The sequence below is a fragment of the Georgenia sp. TF02-10 genome (assembly GCF_022759505.1).
In the GTDB taxonomy this organism is placed as follows: domain Bacteria; phylum Actinomycetota; class Actinomycetes; order Actinomycetales; family Actinomycetaceae; genus TF02-10.
The window spans coordinates 2320559-2343015 of the sequence record NZ_CP094289.1 but is presented as its reverse complement, the minus strand read 5'-3'; the positions used below and the strand labels follow the sequence as shown (position 1 = coordinate 2343015).

The window sequence follows — 22457 nt, the reverse complement described above, 5'->3', positions numbered from 1 at the left end:
GTGATCCGTCTGATGAACGACTACTCCGTCGATTGGCCGCTCTGGGACGGTAGGGGCGGGCCGATGGAGCCTGATGACCTACCGTTGTCCGAGGGGCTCCGGGCAGACCTTCGGGCCTGGGCGGAGCGCTTCAACGCTGACTTCGACTACGAGCGCGGCTGGCCGGACAGTTCTCAGCTCGAACGCCATCGCCGGGACGCGGAAGAGCTGTTGTGTCGGCTCCGGGTCGAAGTGCCCACCCAAGAGTTCACGCTCCAACTATGGGAAGAGTCGACGGCCCAGGATTGACCGGCGGACCCGCGTTCCGCGTACCCACGGTCGTTTCCGCTGCGACCCCCGCGGGATAGGCCGGGAGTCTCATGAGCCACGCAGGTCGAGAGTTCGTCACGCCACTGGGCCACGAGACTTGCGGGTGAGCTGACGACGCCCTGGATCGTATGGCGGCGTCACGCTGGACGGGGTCGACGTCGACCAGCACTGCCTGCTCACCCGTCCGCGCGGTCGGCGCCGATACCCGGTGCGCCCGGCCGGCGCCGCTGCCCGTACCACCGTTGCAGTGCTCGTCGTCGACCGGCGCGCGCACGCTCGGTCACCGGCCCTTCCGGCGAACCGCGAGGGGAGGCGCGCCGGCCTACGGGCCCCGCCAGATCTGCCGGTTCCCCGCACGTCGAGCACTAGGCGGCTGATCGGCGGGCGCGCGCCCAAGGATCGGCCAGCGCCCCCGGGCGCGATGAGGTCCGCCACCACTAGGTGGTCCTGGCGTCCAGGATGGATCAGCAGTTCAGCCGGCATGGCCATCTCCTTGTTCGACACCGCTGCACGGCATACGATCCGACACCAGGGGCGACACGAGCCCCGACACGTGCGCGGACATGTGAGCCGACACCAGGATGGGCATGGATGGGCTCCGACGACCGAGGCAGGAAGGACGTGACGCGTGAGCCAGCCAGCGGCAGACGTGATGTATCCGCGGGTGGTCAGCGAGCTACGGGGTAGCGCGTTGACCAACGCGGAGATTGGGACGCTTACAGGGGTGAGTGAGCGCCAGGTGCAGCGGTGGGCCTCCGGCTCCAGCCGCCCAGAAGGGGACAGTCGTGCACGGTTGCTCGAACTGAAGTACGTTGTGGACCACTTGCGTGACGTCTACACCGAGGACGGGGTCGAGATTTGGCTGCACGGTCGTAACCGCGGCCTAGGCGGTCAACGTCCGATCGATCTGCTCGAGGCCGGGCAGTTCGACGTCGTCCTCGAGGCCATTGAACGCCTGCACACGGGTGCCATGTAGTGGTTAGCCTGGCGGTGGCAGTCTCCCGCGCAAAGACCAGCGCCATCGACGGTGTGTTCCAGCGGCACTGCAGCCCACGCGTCACCACGCTGTCCGGCAGTCCGGCTGGAGGACGGTGGGGACCAGCCGGTGCCTTCCCGGTGCTCTACCTCGGGCGACCGACCGCCAGTGTCACGATCGAGGCGTACCGCCACCTCGTTGACGACGTCGAGGGCATGACCGGAGACGAGGTCGGCCCGCGCACTCTCTGGACCTGCCAGGTTGCCGTAACTAACGTGCTTGACCTGCGTCAAGCCAGCAGCCGGGACGCCGTCTCGCTGACGTTGGACCATCTCTCCAGCGCGGTCGACGAGTACGAGAAGTGCCAGCGTGTCGCGCAGGCGGCCTACCGGATGCAACTGCACGGCATCATCGCGCCGTCCGCCGGCGGCCTGGGCGAGACTCTCGCCCTCTTCGAGGACCACTTACCAGCCAACGAGCTTCCCGTCGTTCTCCGCCGCGAGACCTGGGCGCGGCTACCCGCGGATCCACGTCAGCTGCGCGGCATCGCCGGAGGCGCTGCCAGTGGATAGTGAGACCGTCCGTTGTGACGGACGGCCGCCACGGGCCCAACCATGAGCCTGACTACTGGCGCTCTGGCGACGGACTGCGGCGTCAAGATGGACGGGGTCGATGTAGACCAGCACCGGCTGCTGCCGCGTCCGCGCGGTGGCGGCTCGTTCCGGTGGGCCGCGAGGGCGCCGGCTCACAGGGTCGCGGCCAGATCGGCCGGTGCCCTCGCGACGATTCGGGCCCGCACCGCCCAGAATCGGGAGCAGAATCGGACGTTGACAACCGGCTCATCCGCCGGCAACGCCGCCTCTCCCTTGGATGATCATCGTGAGTCAGCCCGACCAACCCGACCATCCGGACCATCCGGACCGGCCGACCGCAGACGCTCGAGCGCCCCGAGTGCGGCTGGACGGCCCAGAAGCCCAGCGACGGACGCTGGAAGGGCAGCCACCGGGCGGGCGGCCACCGGGCGGACCCGAGGTACCGCCACCGGGCGGGCAGGGGGCGCCGCGGCCGCGACGACCCTGGGTCGCCGCGGCGGTCACCTTTGGGGTGCTCGCCCTCCTCGGGGTCGTGGCCGACGGGTTGACCGGCCTGCTGCTGATGCTCGGGCTCGGCGCGCTCGTCGCCGGGTTCCTCGCCGTCGTGACCGGACGGTGGCCCCGCTGGGCTCGCGGGCGCAAGGGAGGGGCCGTGGCCATGGCGGCCGGAGCGGCCCTAACCTTCGCCGGCGGCCTGGCGGCTCCCCCGACCACGGACGACGGTGAGCCTCGTGCGGCGGAGCCGGTGGTGGCTCGGGTCACCGTCAGAGGACAGACCCCAAGCCCGACGTCGGCGGTGGAGGCGGCGATCCGGGACGCGGCCGCGGGTACCGCGCTGGCCGCCGTCGGCGAGCTCGAGGTGAAGGGCCGCGCACCGAAGACCGGCTACGACCGCGACCTGTTCGCCTACCGCGAGTACGACCAGGACCGCAACGGCTGCGACGTGCGCAACGACATCCTCCGCCGAGACGTCACCGAGGTCACCGTCGCCCCGGGCACCAACGGCTGTGTCGTCGAGCGCGGCACCTTGCAGGACCCCTACACCGGCGAGGCCATCGCCTTCGTCCGCGGCTCGGACACCTCGGGCAAGGTCCAGATCGACCACGTCGTCGCCCTGTCCGACGCCTGGCAGAAGGGCGCCCAGTCCTGGGACCACGCCCGCTTGCGCGAGTTCGGCAACGACCCGCTCAACCTGCTCGCCGTCGACGGCTCTCTCAACGGCAAGAAGGGCGACGGCGATGCGGCGACCTGGCTGCCGCCCAACAGCGGATTCCGCTGCGCCTACGTCGCCCGGCAGGTCGCCGTGAAGGCCGAGTACGACCTGTGGGTGACCGAGGCCGAGCGGGAGGCGATGGTCCGCGTCCTCTCCCGCTGCCCGGACGAGCCGCTGCCGGAGCGAGAGACGGCCGAGCTCATGGCCGCGCCGCCACCTGCCCCGGAGACAGAACCTGCACCTGCACCTGACCCGGCGCCGGCACCTGCACCTGACCCGGCGCCGGCACCGGTGCCGGCACCGGCACCTGTGCCGGTGCCGGTACCGGTGCCCGAACCTGCACCTGCACCCGCGCCTGCACCCGAACCTGCGCCCGCGCCTGCACCGGCTCCCGCACCTGCGCCTGCGCCGGAGCCGCCGCCCGCCGCTCCTGCCCCTGCTCCGGCTGCCGGTACCGACCCGAGGTTCGACACGTGCAAGGACGCCATTTCCGCCGGCTACGGCCCTTACCTCTCGGGCACCGACCCCGAGTACGACTGGTACCGCGACGCCGACAGCGACGGGATCGTCTGCGAGAGGTAGCCCGACCGCCCGCGTACGCCCACCCGGCGCCACTGTCCCGGCGGCAGCCCGAACCGCTCGCGATGGGCGGGGCATCCACTGCCATCGTGGGACCACGAAGAGCCAAGAACCTCCGGTGGGATCAACCCCAGCAGCTCCCGGGGCTGGCCCTCGGCCTCAGCCCCAGGGGGCTGGAGAGCCTCAGCGAGCTGAGTCAGCGGCGCGTGTCGAGCGGTGGCCCACCACTGCACCGGCGAGCATCGCGACGGCTGCGAACCCCGACCAGTAGGCAAGCCCGCTTGCTGCGGCCGAGGAGGCTGCGTTGGTTAGGAGTGCGGCAGCGGCCAGCAGAGGCACCGCAGCAGTCCACACCCGGTAGAACCGCCTGCTGAACCGGGGCTCGCCGTAACTCTCCGGGTTCAGGACCGCGTGGAGCAAGATCGCGCCCAGCGCGGCGACGACAAGGACCATCCCGATTGCAAGCGCCCCGGGGCCGTGGCGGACGACAGCACCCACGATGCCCATGACCGTCGCCAACCCTGCGGAAACTCCCACTGCGATGCGCGCCATGTCTCTGCATCCTCCCACTGCTCGTCAGGACGCGGATCCGGACAGCGATCCGGCGAGTGCCGAGAGCGTGCTCGCCTCCCGGTGGGCGCTCGACGGCGAGCTCGTAGGAGTCGTCGGTCAGGGTCGCGTCGAGGGGCACCGGGCGAAGCCGTCGATGATGAGGACGTCGGTGCCGGCGAGATGGCCGATCCCGGCCTCGAGAGTGTGGTGCAGCCGGGCAGCGAGCAAGTCGAGGCTCGTCCGTGTGGTACTTGTGGCGGCTTCAACCCCGATTGACTGGGCCACAAGTACCACACGGACGCGGCCTACTGTCCGCAGCTCACGAACAATGCCTGGGTCGTGCCCGAGCGGAGAGCGTGCCCGCGCGGTCAGGCGGACTCGGGCATGGGCAGCGGGACCCCGGCGGCCGGGTCAGCCGGCCGCCGCCTCCTCGAGCAGCGTCAGCAGGGTCCGCAGCCCCATGCCGGTGCCGCCCTTGTGGGTGTACCCGTACGGCTCGCCCTCGAGGAAGGCGGGGCCGGCCACGTCCAGGTGCGCCCACGGGGTCTCCCCGACGAACTCGCGCAGGAACAGGCCGGCGACGAGCATCCCGCCGAACCGGTCGCCGATGTTGGCCAGGTCCGCGACCGGGGACTTCAGCGACTCGCGCAGCTCCGGCGGCAGCGGCATCGGCCACATCTGCTCCCCGGCGGCGCCGGCGGCGGCCACCACCCGGTCCCGCAGGCCGGCCGTGCCCATGACGGCGCCCACCCGGTTGCCCAAGGCCACCACCTGGGCGCCGGTGAGCGTGGCGATGTCGACGACGGCGTCCGGGCCCTCCTCGCACGCGGCGACCAGCGCGTCGCCCAGCACCAGGCGGCCCTCGGCGTCGGTGTTGAGGACCTCCACGGTGGTCCCGCCGCGCATCGTGATGACGTCGGAGGGCCGCTGCGCGCCGCCGCCGGGCATGTTCTCGGCCAGCGCGAGCCAGCCGGTGACCCGCACCGGCAGGGCGAGCGCGGCGGCCGCCAGGACGGTGTGCAGCACGGTCGCCGCCCCGGCCATGTCCGACTTCATCGTCTCCATGCTCTTCGGCGGCTTGAGGGACAGCCCGCCGGAGTCGAAGGTGATGCCCTTGCCCACCAGGGCGTAGTGCGCCCGGGCCCGGGCCGGGGCCCACTCCACCCGGACCAGCCGCGGCGGGCGGGCCGAGCCCTGCCCGACGGCGACCAGCCCGCCGTAGCCGCCGGCGCGCAGGTCCTCCTCGTCCAGCACCCGCACGCTGACCTTGGTGCCCGCGGCGGCGGCCCGGGCGGCGTCGGCGAACGTCTCCGGGTACAGGTGCCGGGGGGAGGCGTTGACGAGGTCGCGGACCGCGCGCACCCCGGCGCCGACCGCGCGGGCCCGGTCCAGCGCCGCCCGCGCCGCCCGGGCGCCGACCTCGGTGGCCACCTGCACCTCGGCCAGCGGGGCCCTCTCGGTGGGCCGGTAGTCCCGGAAGGCGTAGGCCCCGAGCAGGGCGCCCTCGGCCACCGCGCCGACGGCGGCCGGGTCCTCGGCGGGCAGGGCGAGCACCGCGCTGCCCGCCCCGGCGAGCGCGCGGGCGGCGGCGCCGGCCGCGCGGCGCAGCCCCTCGGTGCCCAGGTCCGCCGGGCCGGTGCCGGTGAGCACGACGACGCCGGCGGCGACGCCGTCGACCGGGACCCGGACCACCTCATCAGCCTTCCCGGTCACGCCGAGCGCGGGCAGCGCCGCGGCGAGGGTCCGGGCCACCTTCCCGGGCAGCCGGTCCCCGAGCAGGCGGGGGCCGTCGGGCCCGGGAGAGACGGCGAGCACCAGCGCGTCGGCGCTGATCTTGGCGGGGTCCTTGGCGGTGAGGGTCACGTCTGTCACGGCCCCGATGCTAGCCCGCCCCCGGGTTAGCATCCCCGGGTGCTCCTCGCCGTCGTCCTCGCCGCCGCCCTCACCGGCGTGCTGGGCCTGTGGGCGACCTGGTTCACCATCCGGGACCGCGCGGTGATCCTCGTCCAGCTCATCGGCGCCGCGGTGGTGGAGGCGGCGCTGGTGGCGCAGGGCGTCGTCGCGCTCGTCCTGGTGCTGCGCGGCCGGGCGGTGGCCGACCCGTGGACCTTCTGGGGGTACCTGGTCACCGCCGTCTGCCTGCTCCCGGTGGCCGCGGTCTGGGCGATGGCCGACCGCACCCGGTGGAGCTCGGTGGTGCTGGTGGCGGTGTGCGTGGCGCTGCTGGCCATGCAGGCGCGGGTGTGGCAGCTGTGGACGGCCTGAGGTGAGCGAGGACGGCGGGGTGCGCACCACCTCGGCGGTGGACGACCGCCGCCCCGCCTACGGCCTGGGCCGGGTGCTCATCCTGGTCTACGGCATCTTCGCCGTCGCCGCGACCGCCCGGGCCACCGTGCAGCTGGTCCGCGCCGCGGCCGAGGCGCCGCTGGCCTACGGCCTGTCCGCGGCGGCCGGCGTCGTCTACGTGCTGGCCACCGTCGCCCTGGCCCACAACGGGCGCCGGATGCGCCGGCTGGGCTGGGCCGCCGTCGGCTTCGAGCTGGTCGGGGTGCTCACCGTCGGCACGCTCAGCCTGGTCCGCCCGGACCTCTTCCCGCACGACACCGTCTGGTCCCGGTTCGGCAGCGGATACGGCTACGTCCCCGCCGTGCTGCCGGTCCTCGGGCTCGGCTGGCTGTGGCACTCCAGCCCCGCCCGGGTGGCCGCCCGCGCCGAGCGCCGCTGACGCCTCGCTACCCTCGGCCCGTGTACCGGCTGCTCTTCCGCACCCTGGCGGTGCGCCTCGACCCCGAACGGGCCCACCACCTCGCGCTGGCGGCGATCCGCGGCGTCGCCCGGGTGCCCGGCCTGGCCGGGCTGGTCCGGGCCACCCTGGGGCGCCGCCCCGCGCGACCGGCGGCGGTCGGCCCGCTCGCCCGGCCGGTCCCCGGCGTGCTCGGCCTGGCCGCGGGCATGGACAAGGACGCCGACGCCGTGCTCGGGATGGACATGCTCGGCTTCGGCTTCGTCGAGGTCGGCACCGTCACCGCCCGGCCCCAGCCGGGCAACGACCGGCCCCGCCTGTGGCGGCACGTCGACCTCGGTGCGCTGCGCAACCGGATGGGCTTCAACAACCGCGGCGCGGCCGCGGCCGGGGAGCAGCTCCGCCGGCTGCGCCGCACCCGCCGCGGCCGCTCCGTCGTCGTCGGCGCCAACATCGGCAAGTCCCGGGCCGTCCCGCTGGCCGGCGCGGTGGCGGACTACGCCGCCGCCGCCCGGGCGGTGGCGCGCTGGGTGGACTACCTCGTCGTCAACGTCTCCTCGCCCAACACCCCGGGCCTGCGGGACCTGCAGGCGGTGGAGCAGCTGCGGCCCATCCTCACCGCGGTGGCGGAGGCCGCGGACGACGCCGCCGCGCGGCCCGTCCCGCTGCTGGTCAAGATCGCCCCGGACCTGCCCGGGGCGGAGGTCGACGCCGTCGCGGACCTGGTCCGCGAGCTCGGCCTGGCCGGGGTGGTGGCCACCAACACCACCCTCGAGCACGACCTCGGGCCCGGCGGGCTGTCCGGGGCGCCGCTGCGGGAGCGGTCCCGCGCCGTCGTCCGCCGGCTGCGGGACCGGCTGGGGCCGGGGCCGCTCGTCGTCGGGGTCGGCGGCATCACCACGGTCGCCGACGCCGAGGCGATGCTGACCGCCGGGGCGGACCTGCTGCAGGCCTACTCCGCGTTCGTGTACGAAGGTCCGGCCTGGCCGGGCCGGCTGAACCGGGCCCTGGTCGGGCGCTGAACCGGGCGACGGCGCGCCGCCCGCCGCCGGCCGGGGCTCGCCAGCGCCGGATCAGACCGGGTGCTCGCCGGCCCCCGGGTCAGGCGGGGTACTCGCCCCGGCCCACCTGCGGCTTGGGCTGCCGCATCCGCCGGAAGTAGAAGGACCGCGTGAAGGCGTAGATGCCGGTCCCGCGCGGCAGGGCGTCCGCCCCGAACTTCGCCGCCAGGCGCCGCTTGAGCCGCCACACCATGATCAGGGAGTCGACGATGGCGATCAGCAGGACCGCGTAGACCACCAGCACCAGCACCGTGGCCAGCGGCGCCAGCCGCGGCAGCGCGCCCAGCCCGAGCATCGCGACCATCATCACCAGGGCCAGCGGCAGGAAGAACTCGGCGACCGACCACCGCGCGTCGACCCAGTCGCGCACGTACCGGCGCACCGGCCCCTTGTCCCGCGGCGGCAGGTAGCGCTCCTCGCCGGTGATCATCGCCTGCCGCTGCCGCGCATAGGCCTCGTTGCGCTTCTCCCGGGCGATCCGGCGGGCCTCCTTGCGGTCGTTCGGCACCAGCGGGCGCCGGTTGCGGGCCTCGGCCTCCTTGCGCTTGGGCGTGGGCCGGCCCTTGCCCGCGGCGACGGGCTCCGGCTCGGGCTCGACGGGGGTGGAGCTGCGGCGACCGATCACCCCAGCAGGGTAGTTCACCGGTGCGGGATAACCTCGGAGCCGTGACCACCGCCGAGGAGCTCGCCCGGCGCACCCACGAGGCCTTCCCCCGGGTGCGCATCGACCTGATGGACCTGGTCCGCATCCCGAGCGTGTCCGCGCCGGCCTTCGACCAGGGCCACGTGCACCGCTCCGCGGACGCCGTCGCCCGGCTGCTGCGCGCGGCCGGGACGAGCGCCGACGTGCTCACCCTGGACGTCCCCGGCGGCGCGCACGGCCGGCCCGCCGTCCTCGCCCACCGGCCCGGGCCCGACGGCGCCCCCACCGTCCTGCTCTACGCCCACCACGACGTCCAGCCCCCCGGGGACGCCGCCGGCTGGACCACCGAGCCGTTCGAGCCGGTCCAGCGCGGGGAGCGGCTGTACGGGCGCGGCGCGGCGGACGACAAGGCCGGCATCATGGCGCACGTCGGCGCCCTGCGGGTGCTCGGGGAGGACCTCGGCGTCGGCGTCACCGTCTTCGTCGAGGGCGAGGAGGAGATCGGCTCCCCGACGTTCACCGACTTCCTCCGCGCCCACCGCGACCGGCTCGCCGCCGACGTCATCGTCGTCGCCGACTCCAACAACTGGCGGGTCGGCACGCCCGCCCTGACCACCTCCCTGCGCGGGCTGGTGGACTGCACGGTCGAGGTCCGGGTGCTGGACCACGCGGTGCACTCGGGCATGTACGGCGGCCCGATCCTGGACGCCGTCACCCTGATGGCCCGCCTGCTGGCCACGCTGCACGACGACGCCGGGGACGTCGCCGTCGCCGGCCTGGGCGGGCGGAGCACCGCGGCGGTGGACTACCCGGAGGCGGACCTGCGCGCCGACGCCGGCGTCGTGCCGGACTACCGCCTGGCCGGCACCGGGGACCTCGCCGCCCGGCTGTGGACCAGGCCCGCGCTGTCCGTCATCGGGCTGGACGCCACCACTGTCGCCCACGCCTCCAACACCATCGCCCCGGTGTGCCGGGCCAAGCTCTCCCTGCGCGTCCCGCCCGGCCAGGACCCCGCCGACGCCGAGCGGGCGCTGCACGAGCACCTGCGCGCCCACGCCCCGTTCGGCGCCCAGGTCACGGTCACCCCGGGGGAGCGGGGCCGGGCCTTCGCCGCCGAGGAGGACACCGCCGAGATGGCCGCCGCCCGGTGGGCGTTCCGCCAGGCCTGGGGCCGGGACCCGGTGGACATCGGCGTCGGCGGGTCCATCCCGTTCATCGCCGAGCTCCAGGAGGTCTTCCCGGCCGCGAAGATCCTTGTCACCGGCGTGGAGGACCCGGACTCGCGCGCGCACAGCGAGGACGAGTCGGTCCACCTGGGCGAGCTCGAGCGGGTGGTGCTGGCCGAGGCGCTGCTGCTGGCCCGCCTCGCCGGCCAGGTCTGAGCCGGGCCTGATGCGGGTCCTCCTCGCCCCGGACCGGTTCGGCGGCAACCTCACCGCCACCGCGGCCGCCGTCGCCCTGGCCCGGGGCTGGTCTGCGACCGCGCCGCCGGACGCGGTCACCACCCTGCCGCTGTCGGACGGCTCCGCCGGGCTGCTCGACGTCGTCGCCGCCGCCGGCGGCGGCGGGCTGATCCCCACCACCGTCCCCGGCCCGCTCGGGGAGCCGGTGCCGGCCGCCGTCCTGCACGTGCCCGGGCCCGGCGGGGGCACCGTCTACGTCGAGGCCGACCAGGCGCTGGGCCCGCACCTGCTGCCGCCGGCCGACCGCCGGGCCGCCGCCCGGACCGGCACCAGCGCCGGCCTCGGGCACCTGCTCGCCGCGGCCGTGGACACCGGGGCGGCCCGCGTCGTCGTCGGTCTCGGGCCGCGGGCGGCCACGCACGACGCCGGCGCCGGGCTGCTCGCCGCGCTCGCCGGCGGCGCGGCCGGGCGGGCCCCGTCCCTCGCCGCCGAGCTCACCGCCGGCGGGCTGGCCCTCGGCGCGCTCACCCCGCCCGCCGCCGCCGCGGCGCTCGGCGCCGCCCGGGACCGGCTGGCCGGCGCCGACGTCGTCCTGGCCGTGGCCGACGACGCCCCGCTGCTCGGGCTGCACGGCGCCGGCGCGATCCTCGGCGGGGACCCCGACGTCGGCCCGGCCGCCGCCCAGGACCTCGAGCGGGCGCTCGGCCACGCCGCCGACGTGCTCCAGCGCGCGGCCGAGACCCTGCCCGCGCCGCGGCGCGGCCTGCCGCTGCTCGCCGGCGCCGGCGAGCGGGGCGGCGGTCCCGCGGCGGCCGGGGACGGTCGGGACAGCCGTCTCGGCGTGGTCCCAGACGACGGCGCGTCTCCGCACGCGGGCCACCACCATCCCGGGCCAGCCGCCACCGCCCGCCCGGCCGGGCTGGCCCGGGCCGACCGGTCCGGCGCCGGCGGCGGCGCCGCCCTCGCGCTGCTGCTGCTCGGCGCCCGGGCCCTGCCCGGCGCGGACGTCGTCGCCGACGCGGTCGGGCTCGGGCACGCCGTCGCGGCCGCGGACCTGGTGCTCACCGGTGCCCGGGTCCTGGACGCCCCCAGCCTGACCGCGTCGGTGGTCGCCACCGTGGCCCGCGCCGCGCTGCCGCACGCGCTGCCCGTCGTCGTCGTCGCCGAGGAGGTCCACACCAGCCGCCGGGAGGTCTCCCAGATCGGCGTGGCCGGGACCTACGAGGTGCTCGAGCGCCGCCGGGAGGACCCGCCGGCCGACCCGCCCGGCCCGGCGGCGCTGACCGCGCGGGCGGCGCGGCTGGCCCGGACCTGGTCGCCCTGACCGCGCGGGCGGCGGGACGTGCCGGGCGCAGGTCGGTGCACCGACCAGGGGGAGGACGTACGCTGAGGGAACAAGGACGCCGGCCCGGGGGTTCGAGACCCTGACGGTGCCACCGACCGATGCGGAGTGAACCCATGACCCAGACCACCGAGCAGCTCGCCACCCACGCGGTCGAGCTCACCGACGCCGCCGCGCAGAAGGTCCGGATGCTGCTGGAGCAGGAAGGCCGCGACGACCTGCGGCTCCGGGTGGCCGTGCAGCCCGGCGGCTGCTCCGGCCTGATCTACCAGCTCTACTTCGACGAGCGCTTCCTCGACGGCGACGCCGTCCGCGACTTCGGTGGCGTGGAGGTCATCGTTGACCGGATGAGTGTCCCCTACCTCGACGGGGCGACGATCGACTTCGCCGACACCATCGAGAAGCAGGGCTTCACCATCGACAACCCCCAGGCCACCGGCTCCTGCGCCTGCGGCGACTCCTTCCACTGACCGGCACCGGCCGACGGCGGCGGCCCCGCGCGGGAGCACCAGCGCGGGGCCGCCGTCGTGCTGCCCGGCCGGACTCCGCCCAGCCCTGGGCCGGCCACGCACCGGCCGCAGCCGGCCCACCACGGGCCGCGGCCGGCCACCGCTGACCGCAACCACCCGCTGGCCGCGGCCGGCCACCGCTGACCGCGCCCAGCCACCCGCTGGCCGCGCCCGGCCATCGGCCGCCCGGCCCGCCCCCTACCCGTCCGGCGGCCACCGGCCAGCCCGACCTGGAGAACCTGTGCACCGACGTCCGACCGTCCTGACCGCCCTCGCCGCGGCCGCCGCCCTCACCCTCGCCGGCTGCGGCGGCGGTGACCCCGCCCCGCGGGACGAGGCGAGTGCCAGCGCCGAGGAGACCACGACCGCCGAGGCGACCCCGGCGGGCACCGAGCTGCCGACGGTCGACGGCGCCTTCGGCGAGGCGCCCACCATCACCTTCCCGGGTTCCGGCGCACCCGCCGACCTGCAGGTGGACGTGCTGGAGGCCGGCGACGGCGCCGAGGTGGGCGCCGACGACACGGTGGTGGCCAACTATGTGGGCCAGGTCTGGGACGGCGAGGTCTTCGACAGCTCCTTCGAGCGCGGCGCGCCGGCCAACTTCAACCTCAACGGCGTCGTCAAGGGCTGGAAGGAGGGCCTGACCGGCACGCACGTCGGGGACCGGGTGCTGCTGGCCATCCCGGCCGACCTCGGCTACGGCGACGAGCCCCCGGAGGGCGGCGTCATCAAGGCCGGGGACTCCCTGGTCTTCGTCGTCGACGTCCTCGGCACCTACGCCGCGGACGCCGCGGGTGACGCCGGTGCCACGCCTGTCGAGCCGGCCCCCGAGCTGCCGGTGACCGTCGAGGGCGGGCCCGGCGAGCAGACCTCGATCACCGTGGCCGAGGGCGCCGCCGCGCCCGCGGAGCCCGTCGTGACGGTCGTCGCGACCGGGAGCGGCGAGCCCGTCCCGGCCGAGGCCGGCACCATCATCGCGGTCCAGTTCGCCGAGACGCTCTGGGACAACAGCAAGCAGTCCTCGACGTGGAACGAGGCCGGCCCCCAGTTCGTGCGCATCGGGGAGGGGACGGTCTTCGACCAGCTCGCCGGCACCCCGGTCGGCTCCCGCGTCGTCTTCCAGCTCCCCGCCCAGGAAGCCAGCGAGAACGCTCCCGCCTCGCCCGGCCTGGCCGCCGTCGTCGACGTCCTGGGTGCTCACGCCCCCAACGCCGCCTGACGCCCCCAGGGCGCGCCTGACGCCCGCCGTTCCACGCCGTTCTCGCGGCTGGGACATCGCCCTGCATCGGCGTACGTGGTGCTGCTGCCTGGGGTCAAGCGTTCGTGGGTTCAGATCCCGCCAGCCCGACCGGCGAGAACCGAGAAGCCCCGTTGGCGCAGACCAGCGGGGCTTCTCGCTGCTCACCTGCCCCCGGCCGCCCTCGGCGCCGACGTCCCGGGACCGGTGCACCACGTGCAGACGTTCCGGAGGCTCTCCGGGCAGAGAGCGTGGAAGAATCGCGTCGCGCGGAAGGGGTGCGGCCATGACGTCTGATCACGCCGAAGCGGCACCGACGTGGCCTGCCGACGACGTCTCGGTCGAGGAGCTGGCGGGCCTGCAGGGTGTGGAGCCGGTCACGTCGGTGGACGACATGGCCCATCCGGAGGTGTTCGGGTCGGACCAGGAATGGGAAGCCTTCCTTGCCGATCTGTACGCCTCGCGCCGGGCTGACCTCGCGCGAGGTTCGTCGTCCTAGTCCCGGGATGCGCCAGACCCGGTTGCGCTGCTTGCCGGTGCTCTCCTCGAGCACGCCGGCGTCGTCCACCTGGTCGGCGAGGTCGCCTGACCCGCGCCTGCTGACGCGGCCTGACCCACGCCCCGAACGTCCTGCCCATCGGCCATGGGCGGGTGGTGCGGCGCTAGGGCGACCGCAGTCGGCACGGCGGGGGAGGCGCCCGCGTCGTGGGCCCGCCGTCGGCCCGCCAGCCGTCAGCGCGCCGTCGCCGTCGCGATGCCCGCCGCCGCGACCGAGGCCCGCGGCCGGCCGGGGGCCTCGGTCGCGACCGCCAACGACCCCCACCGGCACCCGCTCGGACCCGGCCCGGACGGTCGCCATCGACTCCCGCCCAGCGGTCGACGTGCGCGCCCCGCTTTCGCCGGCCGGAGAAACCCGGACGTACCGGACAACCCGCACCACCGACGACGGGACTGCAGGTCACGAGGACTCCTCCGCCCGCCGCGTCGGCTGCCCCCCAGGCCCCGGACCGGCTAGGGTGACCGCGAAGGACGAAGGTCCTGGGCCTGCGCGTGCTCGGCCCGGGGCACGCGCTGCGTGGAAGGTCGGAGAACTCGTGCACACCCCGTCACCGCACCCGGTCAGGCGCCGCCGGGTGCAGGCCCTGCTGCTGGGCGCCGGCGCGGCGCTGGCCCTCGCCGGCTGCGCGCCGGCGGAGAGCTTCCCGAGCGAGCCCGGCAAGGGCATCGACGTCGGCTTCCTGCCCAGCGAGCGCGGCCTGACGGACCGCACCGGCGGGCTCATCGACCTGTGGAACGGGGCGTGGCTGGCCGCGCTGGCCGTCGGCGTGCTGGTCTGGGGCCTGACGATCTGGTGCATCGTGGTCTACCGGAAGCGGAAGAACGACGACCGGCTGCCGGTCCAGCTGCGCTACCACGTGCCGCTGGAGCTCATGTACACGGTGGTCCCGATCCTCATGATCGGCACCCTGTTCTTCTTCTCCACCCGGGTCACCGGGGAGTTCCAGGACACCGCCAAGGAGCCCGACGTCGAGATCGAGGTCTACGGCAAGCAGTGGAGCTGGGACTTCAACTACCTCAGCGACGACGTGCACTCCTCCGGCGAGCGGGTCAACCTCACCGGCGAGGAGGGCGTGGAGGAGACGCTGCCCACCCTCTACCTGCCCGCCGGGGAGACGGTGGAGTTCACCGTGCGCACCCGCGACGTCGCGCACGCCTTCTGGATCCCCTCCTTCCTCTACAAGGTCGACCTGCTGCCCGGACGCGTCAACCAGTTCCAGGTGACCCCGCAGGAGGAGGGCACCTTCTCCGGCAAGTGCGCCGAGCTGTGCGGGGAGTTCCACTCCGAGATGCTCTTCAACGTCGAGGTCGTCGACCCCGACACCTACGACGCCAAGATGGACGAGTACCGCGCCGCCGGCCAGACCGGCCGGCTCGGCGAGGAGCTGAACAAGAGCTACAGCACGTCCGCCGACACCGACTCCCAGGGGAGTGAGGAGTGATGGCCGCCACCATCGAGACCCGTCCGGAAGTCATTCCGGGGCTGCCCCCGCGGCGGCAGAGCCTGGGCCGGACGGTCGTCTCCTGGCTCACCTCCACCGACCACAAGGTGATCGGGTACCTCTACCTCATCACCGCGTTCCTGTTCTTCATGTTTGGCGGCGTCCTGGCGCTGCTCATCCGCATCGAGCTCTTCGAGCCAGGCATGCTCCTGCAGTCCAAGGAGCAGTACAACCAGTTCTTCACGATGCACGGCACGATCATGATGTTCCTGTTCGCGACGCCGCTGTTCACCGCGTTCGCGAACATCATCATGCCGCTGCAGATCGGCGCGCCGGACGTGGCATTCCCGCGGCTGAACATGTTCTCCTACTGGATGTTCCTCTTCGGCGGGCTGATCACCATCGCCGGGTTCCTCACCCCCAAGGGCGCGGCCAGCTTCGGCTGGACGGCGTACGTGCCGCTCTCCTCCGAGGCGTTCTCGCCCGGGCTCGGCGGGGACCTGTGGATCGTCGGCCTGGCGATGACCGGCTTCGGGACGATCTTCGGGTCGGTGAACTTCATCGCCACCATCATCACGATGCGGGCGCCGGGCATGACGATGTTCCGGATGCCGATCTTCACCTGGAACGTCCTGCTCACCTCGGTCCTGGTGCTCATGGCATTCCCGGTGCTGGCCGCGGCGCTGTTCGGGCTGCTCGTGGACCGGGTGCTCGGCGGGCAGATCTACAACCCAGAGGCGGGCGGCGCGCTGCTGTGGCAGCACCTGTTCTGGTTCTTCGGCCACCCCGAGGTGTACATCATCGCGCTGCCGTTCTTCGGCATCATCTCCGAGGTCATCCCGGTCTTCTCCCGCAAGCCGATCTTCGGGTACAAGGGCCTGGTGTTCGCCACCATCGCCATCTCCGCGCTGTCGGTCTCGGTGTGGGCGCACCACATGTTCACCACCGGCGGGGTCATGCTGAGCTTCTTCTCCTTCATGACGATGCTCATCGCCGTCCCCACCGGCGTGAAGTTCTTCAACTGGATCGGCACGATGTGGCGGGGCAAGATCACCTTCGAGACCCCGATGCTCTTCAGCCTCGGCTTCCTCGTCACGTTCCTGTTCGGCGGGCTCACCGGAATCATCCTGTCCAGCCCCGCCATGGACTTCCAGGTCCACGACACCTTCTTCGTCGTCGCCCACTTCCACTACGTCGTCTTCGGGACCGTGGTGTTCGCGATGTACGCGGGCTTCTACTTCTGGTGGCCCAAGTTCACCGGCCGGATGCTCGACGAGCGGCTCGGGAAGATCAGCTTCTGGCTGCTGTTCATCGGCTTCCACATGACGTTCTTGGTCCAGCACTGGCTCGGCGCCCAGGGGATGCCCCGCCGGTACCCGGACTACATGCCGGAGGACGGCTTCACCCTGTACAACCAGATCTCCACCATCGGCGCCGTCATCCTGGCGTCCTCGACGCTGCCGTTCCTGTACAACGTCTATAAGACCTCCCGCGGCCCGCGCACGGTCTTCGTGGACGACCCATGGGGCTTCGGGAACTCGCTGGAGTGGGCCACCGGATCCCCGGTGCCCCGGCACAACTTCGTCGCCCTGCCGCGGATCCGCTCCGAGCGGCCCGCCTTCGACCTGCACCACCCCGAGGTCGCGGCGATGGACCACCCCGAGCCCAACCGCGACGTGCTCGACTCGGTGTTCGCCAGCCCCGAGACGGGCGGGCGCGAAGGCGTGCTGCGTGAGCGGGAGGGCCGCCGGACCAGCACCGGCGTGCTCGACGAACCCCGCCCGGACGACGAGCGCCGGGAGGGCCGGGCCGAGGAGGACGAGCGGTGACCCAGCAGCAGCGCCACGACGAGCGCCCGCCGAGCGAGCGGCGGCGCCGCAACGACCGCCGGCCGAGCGAGGAAGGGCGGCACACCGCCGAGCAGGACGTCCCGGAGCACGTCGTCCCCCTCCGGTTCGAAGCCACCGTCTTCGCCGCCGGGATCGCGTTCTTCGTCCCCGTCGGGCTGATCTACGGATGGCTGTCCGGGTGGGAGCCGGTCGGCAGCGTGGGGTTCCTGATGCTCGGCGCCATGTGCGCGCTGGTCTCCGCGTACCTGTGGATCACCGGCCGGCGGCTGGACCCGCTCCCCGAGGACAACCCCACCGCCGAGATCGAGGAGCGCGCCGGCGAGGTCGGCACCTTCTCCCCGCACAGCTGGGCACCGCTGGTCATCGGCGGCGGCGCCGCGCTGGCGTTCCTCGGCACCGCCGTCGGCTGGTGGCTGACCGGCATCGGGGTGGTCGTCGCCCTCGGCGGCCTGGTCTTCCAGGTCACCGAGTTCTCCCGGGGACAGCACGTGCACTGAGCCTCCGCGGCCCCGAGGTCCGTGGCTTGGCCGCCGGCCCGGTCCGGCACAGGGAGGGCCCCGCAGGATGCCCTGCGCGGCCCTTCTACTGACGCCGGCCGGGCGGCGGTGGCCACCGGGCGGTGGGGTCGACTGGGCACCGGTGCCCGCCGGACGGCTGCCGGCCGCCCGGCGGGCAACCCGCCCGGTCAGCGTGCTGGGTCGTCGGTCAGCGGACCCCGGCCGGGACGATGAGGCCCGGCGCCTGCGCGGTGGCCGCGGCCAGCCGCCGGGCGACGTCCTGCCAGTTCACGATGTTCCACCACGCCTTGACGTAGTCGGCCTTAACGTTGAGGTAGTCCAGGTAGAACGCGTGCTCCCACATGTCCAGCTGCAGCAGCGGGATGGTGCCCACCGGCACGTTGTTCTGCTGGTCGAACATCTGGAAGATGACCAGCTTGCCGGAGAGGGAGTCGTAGGCGAGCACCGACCACCCCGAGCCCTGGATCGCCGTGGCGTTCATCGTGAAGTGATTCTTGAACTTCTCGAAGTCGCCGAACGAGTCCGCGATGGCCGCGGCGACCTCGCCCTCCGGCTCCCCGCCGCCCTCCGGCGAGAGGTTGTTCCAGAAGATCGTGTGGTTGATGTGGCCACCGAGGTTGAACGCGAGATTCTTCTCGTACAGGTTCACCGACGCCAGGTCGCCGGACTCGCGCGCAGCGGCCAGCTTCTCCAGCGCCGTGTTCGCGCCGTCCACGTAGGTCTTGTGGTGCTTGTCGTGGTGCAGCTCCATGATCTTGCCGGAGATGTGCGGCTCCAGCGCGGCGTAGTCGTACGGGAGCTCCGGGAGCGTGTAGGTCGCCATGAATGTCCTCCTGGCGGGTCGGGGTGCGCTGGGCACCGGTGGCATGGACGGTGGCGGCGTTCGTCGCCGCCCGTACGGTCCAACCTATGCCGTACCGCCAGGTGCGCGCAGGTCGGCCCGCGGGACGACCCGCGGGCCCCGCGCTGGGGCGGGCAGGCGCGGCACGCGCCCTGTGCGCGGGTGCCTCCGGCACCGGCAAGGCGGGGACGGCCAGGAGCATGAACAGTGGCGTCAGACGGTGGTGAGCACCGGCGCGGCGTCCCACGGTGAGCACTGGTGCGCCGTCGCACGGCGGGGAGCACCGACGCGCCGTCGCACGGTGGGAGGCACCGGAGCGCCGTCGCACGGCGGGGAGCACCGGCGCGCAGGCGTCCGGGGTATGCCGGTGGCCGAGGGTGCCACTGGGCCCGCGGAGGCTGACGGAGGCTGCCGCGCGCACGACGGCGGCCGGCCCCCGTCCGGGACCGGCCGCCGTCGGGACGTACCTGAGGAAGACGACCGCCTCAGCGGCGCTCGTCCACCAGGGTCGCGATCGACTTGCTGCCGTTGCTGGCGCCGTCGTCGTGGTGCTCGCGCGGGACCTCCGCCTCGAGCTCGACGGTGCCGCCGCGCACGGCGTGGCGCGGGCCGTCGTCGCCGATGATCTCCCCGCCGTGGTGCTGGGCGGTCACCTCGGCCGGGGTGACCGGCTCGACGCGGTCCTCGTAGAAGAACCGGGAGAGCCGCTGCCGCAGGGCGTCCCGGCGGTACCCGGGGCGGTCCACCCCGTTGCGGTCGGTGGCGGGCTCGAGCTCCAGCGGGCGGTACGGCTCGTGGGCCACCAGGAGCCACCGCTCCTCGTCGCTGAGCGGCTTGTGGACCTCCATGAAGGCGCCGTTGGGCAGCTGGACCACCCGGCCGGTCTCGTGCCCGTGCAGGGCGAGCTCGCGGTCGCGCCGCTGCAGGGACAGGCAGAGCCGCTTGGTCACGATGAAGGCGATGACCGGGCCGACGAAGAACAGCACCCGGAACGTCCAGGTGATGTCGTTGATGGAGAGGTCGAAGTGGGTGGCCATGATGTCGTTGGACCCGGCCAGGACGAGGATGACGAACTCGGTGATGATGGCGACGCCGATCGCCGTGCGGACCGGGACGTTGCGCGGGCGGTCCAGCACGTGGTGCTCGCGCAGGTCGTTGGTGGCGGCCCGCTCCAGGAACGGGTAGACGGCCAGCAGCGTGAACAGCACGCCCGGGACGACCACGCCGGGGATGAGCACGTTCAGCGAGAGGGTGTAGCCGCCGATGACGATCTCCCAGCCGGGCATCATCCGCAGCGCGCCCTCGAGGAAGAGCATGTACCAGTCGGGCTGGGCGCCGGCCGAGACGGGGGAGGGGTCGTAGGGGCCGTAGTTCCAGACGCTGTTGATGGACAGGAACGTGCCCATCAGCGCGAGGAACCCGAAGACGGTGAAGAAGAACCCGGCCATCCGGGTGACGTAGATCGGGAACGCGGGGTAGCCGACGACGTTGGTGTTGGTGCGCCCGACGCCGGGGTACTGGGTGTGCTTGTGCACGACCATGAGCAGCAGGTGCACCGTGACCAGGGCGATGATCAGGGCGGGCACGAGGAGGATGTGCACGGTGAACAGCCGCGGGATGATGTCCGTGCCGGGGAACTCGCCGCCGAAGAGGGCGTAGGAGGCGTGCGCGCCGATGATCGGGATGGCCCGCAGCACGCCGTCGGCGATGCGCAGGCCGTTGCCGGACAGGACGTCGTCGGGCAGGGAGTACCCGGAGAAGCCGGCGGCCAGGCCCAGGAGGAGCAGGGTGAAGCCGACCAGGTAGTTGAGCTCGCGGGGCTTGCGGAACGCGCCGGTGAAGAAGACCCGGAACATGTGCACCACGATCGCGGCCATGAACAGCAGGGCCGCCCAGTGGTGGATCTGGCGCATCAGCAGCCCGCCGCGCACCTCGAAGGACATGTGCAGCACCGAGGCGAACGCCTCGGACATCGCCACGCCCTGCATGGACACCGGCAGGGCGTCCTCGGGGTAGGTGGTGTGCGCCATGGAGGGGACGAAGAACATCGTCAGGAAGATGCCGGTGAGGACCAGCACCACGAAGCTCCACAGCGCGATCTCGCCGAGCATGAAGGACCAGTGCTCGGGGAAGACCTTGCGGGAGATGAACTTGACGGCCTTGGCGATCCCGACGCGGGTGTCGAGGTAGTCCGCCGTCTTGGCGATCCCCGGTCCGACCTGGACGGGGTGGTTCTTGGCGGTGGTCGTGCTCATCGCTCTCGGCTCCAGAAGCTCGGACCGATCGGCTCGGTGAAGTCGTGGCGGGCCACGAGGTACCCCTCGTCGTCGACGGTGATCGGCAGCTGCGGCAGCGGCCGCTTCGCGGGCCCGAAGACGACCTTGGCCTGGTCGGCGATGTCGAAGGTGGACTGGTGGCACGGGCACAGCAGGTGGTGGGTCTGCTGCTCGTACAGGGCGACCGGGCAGCCGACGTGGGTGCAGATCTTGGAATAGGCGACGATGCCGTCGTAGGACCAGTCGGCCCGGTCCGCCGGGACCTTCAGGTCGCGCGGGTCCATCCGGACGAGCAGGACGACGGCCTTGGCCTTCTCCTCGAGGAAGTCCTCCTGCTCGGTCAGGCCGTGCGGGATGACGTGGAAGACCGAGCCGATGGTCACGTCGGCGGCCCGGATGGGGGTGTCGGACGGGTCGATCGCGAGGCGGCGGCCCACCCCGCCGCCGGGCAGGCGCCCGCCGGTGCCGGAGGGGACGTCCCCCCAGGCGGTGTGCCGGAACTTCGCCACGTCCCAGTCCTCGCCGAGATTGCCCACCAGCGGGACGAGGAACGGCAGCGGGGCCAGGCCGAGCGCCCCGACGAGGGCGCCCTTGAGCAGCGGGCGCCGCCCGATGCCGGAGTCCGCGACGCCGTCGAGCATCATCGTGGCGGCGACGTCGCGGGTGGCGTCCTCGGAGCGCTGGGGGTGGCGCTCCTCCACGTGCTCGGCGCTGCTCATCAGGGTCTTGGACCAGTAGATGGCTGCCACGCCGATGCCGAGCATGCCCACGCCCAGCCCGGTGCCGAGGACCACGGTGGACAGCCGCAGGGTGCCCAGGGTGGCGTCGAGGGGGACCAGGAAGTAGCCGACGACGGCGGCGACGGAGGCCAGCAGCGAGACGGTGAAGATCAGGGCGGCGACCCGCTCGGCGTGCTTGGCCACCCGCGGGTCGGTGTCGGCCAGCCGGGTGCGGTGCGGCTCGGGGCCGGGGTTCTCGAACCGCTCCGGCGCCTCGGGGGTGGTGCCGTGGTACTGGTTGACGCTCACGAGGTCTTCGCTCCGATCCACACGGCGACGCCGATGAGGCCGCCGATGCCGATGATCCACGCCCACAGGCCCTCCGCGACCGGGCCGAGCGAGCCCAGGGTGATCCCGCCGGGGGAGGTCTCGCGCTGGGCGTAGAGGTAGGCGATGATGTCCTGCTTGCCCTCCGGGCTGATGTTGGCGTCGTTGAAGACCGGCATGGACTGCGGCCCGGTGAGCATCGCCTCGTAGATCTGGGTCCCGGTGGCCTCGAAGAGCTTGGGGGCGTACTTGCCCTCGCTCAGCGCGCCGCCGGCGCCGACGGCGTTGTGGCACATCGCGCAGTTGGTCCGGAACAGCTCCATGCCGTTGGCCGGGTCGCCGCCCGCCGGGTCGACCTGCTCGGCGGTGGGGATGGCGGGCCCGGGGGCGAGGGAGGCGACGTAGGCGGCGAGCTGGCTGATCTGCTCGTCCCGGAACACCGGCGGCTTGGCCTCGGCCTGCGGGGAGTTGTTGGCCATCGGCATCCGGCCGGTGGAGACCTGGAAGTCCACCGACGCCGCACCCACCCCGATGAGCGAGGGGGCCAGGTCGGTGCCCTCGGCCTCCATGCCGTGGCAGGTGGAGCAGTTCGCCTCGAACAGGGTCTCGCCCGCGGCCACGTCCTGGGGGTCCTCGGCGGCGGCGGTGGCCGGGCGCGGGGCGAGCACGGCGTACAGCGCGCCGGTCAGGAGCAGGGCGAGCAGCAGCAGGACGGCGGGGGCGAACCGGTGCCGGCGGCTGGCGGCGAGTGCCTTCACGATGGGTC

Annotated in this window: 22 protein-coding genes; 15 read left to right on the top strand and 7 right to left on the bottom strand. The window is 73.5% G+C overall.

The annotated features are described in order from the left end of the window. Positions 1 to 12 precede the first annotated feature (12 nt). The 4 genes from MF406_RS10525 (at position 13) to MF406_RS10510 (ending at position 3673) form a co-directional block, all read left to right on the top strand. Positions 13 to 288, top strand: a complete 276-nt coding sequence (locus tag MF406_RS10525; protein ID WP_242893005.1) for a hypothetical protein — start codon at positions 13 to 15, stop codon at positions 286 to 288. Positions 289 to 937: 649 nt separating this feature from the next. Beyond that, the gene (locus MF406_RS10520) at positions 938 to 1285 is read left to right on the top strand and encodes an antitoxin Xre/MbcA/ParS toxin-binding domain-containing protein (RefSeq protein WP_242893002.1); all 348 of its coding nucleotides are present in this window, start codon (positions 938 to 940) and stop codon (positions 1283 to 1285) included. A 14-nt stretch (positions 1286 to 1299) separates the two neighbouring features. After that, a complete protein-coding gene (locus MF406_RS10515; RefSeq protein WP_242892999.1) occupies positions 1300 to 1857 on the top strand; it encodes an RES family NAD+ phosphorylase in 558 nt (185 codons plus the stop codon). 532 nt (positions 1858 to 2389) lie between these two features. Next, positions 2390 to 3673, top strand: a complete 1284-nt coding sequence (locus MF406_RS10510; RefSeq protein WP_242892996.1) for a DUF1524 domain-containing protein — start codon at positions 2390 to 2392, stop codon at positions 3671 to 3673. A gap of 180 nt (positions 3674 to 3853) precedes the next feature. Here the strand turns inward: MF406_RS10510 and MF406_RS10505 are convergent, their stop codons facing one another. Then, on the bottom strand, positions 3854 to 4222 hold the full coding sequence (locus MF406_RS10505) for a hypothetical protein (RefSeq protein WP_242892993.1): 369 nt from the start codon (positions 4220 to 4222) through the stop codon (positions 3854 to 3856). A 411-nt stretch (positions 4223 to 4633) separates the two neighbouring features. Then, a complete protein-coding gene (locus MF406_RS10500) occupies positions 4634 to 6094 on the bottom strand; it encodes a leucyl aminopeptidase (RefSeq protein WP_371744469.1) in 1461 nt (486 codons plus the stop codon). 39 nt (positions 6095 to 6133) lie between these two features. Here MF406_RS10500 and MF406_RS10495 point away from each other — a divergent pair, with 39 nt between their 5' ends. From MF406_RS10495 to MF406_RS10485, 3 genes are read left to right on the top strand one after another with little or no spacing between them, the layout of a single operon-like run. Then, positions 6134 to 6487: a hypothetical protein gene (locus MF406_RS10495; RefSeq protein ID WP_242892988.1), complete on the top strand. Its 354-nt coding sequence runs from the start codon at positions 6134 to 6136 to the stop codon at positions 6485 to 6487. 1 nt (position 6488) lies between these two features. Then, positions 6489 to 6947, top strand: coding sequence for a hypothetical protein (locus tag MF406_RS10490; protein WP_242892987.1), 459 nt, complete (start codon positions 6489 to 6491; stop codon positions 6945 to 6947). A gap of 20 nt (positions 6948 to 6967) precedes the next feature. After that, a complete protein-coding gene (locus MF406_RS10485) occupies positions 6968 to 7987 on the top strand; it encodes a quinone-dependent dihydroorotate dehydrogenase (RefSeq protein ID WP_242892985.1) in 1020 nt (339 codons plus the stop codon). Positions 7988 to 8066: 79 nt separating this feature from the next. Here MF406_RS10485 and MF406_RS10480 read toward each other — a convergent pair whose 3' ends face one another. Beyond that, positions 8067 to 8651 carry a DUF3043 domain-containing protein gene (locus tag MF406_RS10480; RefSeq protein ID WP_242892983.1) on the bottom strand — a complete coding sequence of 195 codons (585 nt, stop codon included), beginning with the start codon at positions 8649 to 8651 and terminating at the stop codon, positions 8067 to 8069. 41 nt (positions 8652 to 8692) lie between these two features. Here MF406_RS10480 and MF406_RS10475 point away from each other — a divergent pair, with 41 nt between their 5' ends. The 8 genes from MF406_RS10475 to MF406_RS10440 all read left to right on the top strand — a co-directional run bounded on the left by MF406_RS10475 (position 8693) and on the right by MF406_RS10440 (position 17507). Next, positions 8693 to 10051 carry a dipeptidase gene (locus MF406_RS10475; RefSeq protein ID WP_242892981.1) on the top strand — a complete coding sequence of 453 codons (1359 nt, stop codon included), beginning with the start codon at positions 8693 to 8695 and terminating at the stop codon, positions 10049 to 10051. A 10-nt stretch (positions 10052 to 10061) separates the two neighbouring features. After that, positions 10062 to 11396, top strand: a complete 1335-nt coding sequence (locus tag MF406_RS10470) for a glycerate kinase (RefSeq protein WP_242892979.1) — start codon at positions 10062 to 10064, stop codon at positions 11394 to 11396. A gap of 134 nt (positions 11397 to 11530) precedes the next feature. Next, the gene (locus MF406_RS10465) at positions 11531 to 11884 is read left to right on the top strand and encodes an iron-sulfur cluster assembly accessory protein (RefSeq protein ID WP_242892976.1); all 354 of its coding nucleotides are present in this window, start codon (positions 11531 to 11533) and stop codon (positions 11882 to 11884) included. Between the two features lie 280 nt (positions 11885 to 12164). Further along, on the top strand, positions 12165 to 13142 hold the full coding sequence (locus MF406_RS19105) for an FKBP-type peptidyl-prolyl cis-trans isomerase (protein ID WP_371744468.1): 978 nt from the start codon (positions 12165 to 12167) through the stop codon (positions 13140 to 13142). Positions 13143 to 13446: 304 nt separating this feature from the next. Beyond that, positions 13447 to 13659, top strand: coding sequence for a hypothetical protein (locus tag MF406_RS10455; protein ID WP_242892973.1), 213 nt, complete (start codon positions 13447 to 13449; stop codon positions 13657 to 13659). A gap of 595 nt (positions 13660 to 14254) precedes the next feature. Beyond that, positions 14255 to 15160: a cytochrome c oxidase subunit II gene (gene coxB, locus MF406_RS10450; protein WP_242892971.1), complete on the top strand. Its 906-nt coding sequence runs from the start codon at positions 14255 to 14257 to the stop codon at positions 15158 to 15160. After that, a complete protein-coding gene (gene ctaD / locus MF406_RS10445; RefSeq protein ID WP_242892958.1) occupies positions 15160 to 16989 on the top strand; it encodes a cytochrome c oxidase subunit I in 1830 nt (609 codons plus the stop codon). The genes coxB and ctaD overlap by 1 nt, the downstream gene beginning before the upstream one ends. Beyond that, a complete protein-coding gene (locus MF406_RS10440) occupies positions 16986 to 17507 on the top strand; it encodes a cytochrome c oxidase subunit 4 (protein WP_242892946.1) in 522 nt (173 codons plus the stop codon). The genes ctaD and MF406_RS10440 overlap by 4 nt, the downstream gene beginning before the upstream one ends. A 208-nt stretch (positions 17508 to 17715) precedes the next feature. Here MF406_RS10440 and MF406_RS10435 read toward each other — a convergent pair whose 3' ends face one another. The 4 genes from MF406_RS10435 to MF406_RS10420 form a co-directional block, all read right to left on the bottom strand. Further along, positions 17716 to 18351 carry a superoxide dismutase gene (locus MF406_RS10435; protein ID WP_242892944.1) on the bottom strand — a complete coding sequence of 212 codons (636 nt, stop codon included), beginning with the start codon at positions 18349 to 18351 and terminating at the stop codon, positions 17716 to 17718. A 503-nt stretch (positions 18352 to 18854) separates the two neighbouring features. After that, positions 18855 to 20624 (bottom strand): cytochrome bc complex cytochrome b subunit, encoded by a 1770-nt coding sequence (locus MF406_RS10430; protein WP_242892936.1) that lies wholly within the window; start codon positions 20622 to 20624, stop codon positions 18855 to 18857. Further along, positions 20621 to 21673: a ubiquinol-cytochrome c reductase iron-sulfur subunit gene (locus MF406_RS10425; RefSeq protein WP_242892934.1), complete on the bottom strand. Its 1053-nt coding sequence runs from the start codon at positions 21671 to 21673 to the stop codon at positions 20621 to 20623. Before MF406_RS10425 ends, MF406_RS10430 begins: the two co-directional genes overlap by 4 nt. Continuing rightward, entirely contained in the window at positions 21670 to 22449 is a 780-nt protein-coding gene (locus MF406_RS10420; RefSeq protein WP_242892932.1) for a c-type cytochrome, read from the bottom strand. The genes MF406_RS10425 and MF406_RS10420 overlap by 4 nt, the downstream gene beginning before the upstream one ends. Positions 22450 to 22457 lie beyond the last annotated feature (8 nt).

Coding starts and splice junctions, on each gene's coding strand:
- MF406_RS10525 (WP_242893005.1), top strand. CDS start 13: ATGAACGACTACTCCGTCGATTGGCCGCTCTGGGACGGTAGGGGCGGG.
- MF406_RS10505 (WP_242892993.1), bottom strand. CDS start 4,222: ATGGCGCGCATCGCAGTGGGAGTTTCCGCAGGGTTGGCGACGGTCATG.
- MF406_RS10470 (WP_242892979.1), top strand. CDS start 10,062: ATGCGGGTCCTCCTCGCCCCGGACCGGTTCGGCGGCAACCTCACCGCC.
- MF406_RS10465 (WP_242892976.1), top strand. CDS start 11,531: ATGACCCAGACCACCGAGCAGCTCGCCACCCACGCGGTCGAGCTCACC.
- MF406_RS10455 (WP_242892973.1), top strand. CDS start 13,447: ATGACGTCTGATCACGCCGAAGCGGCACCGACGTGGCCTGCCGACGAC.
- ctaD (WP_242892958.1), top strand. CDS start 15,160: ATGGCCGCCACCATCGAGACCCGTCCGGAAGTCATTCCGGGGCTGCCC.
- MF406_RS10435 (WP_242892944.1), bottom strand. CDS start 18,351: ATGGCGACCTACACGCTCCCGGAGCTCCCGTACGACTACGCCGCGCTG.
- MF406_RS10430 (WP_242892936.1), bottom strand. CDS start 20,624: ATGAGCACGACCACCGCCAAGAACCACCCCGTCCAGGTCGGACCGGGG.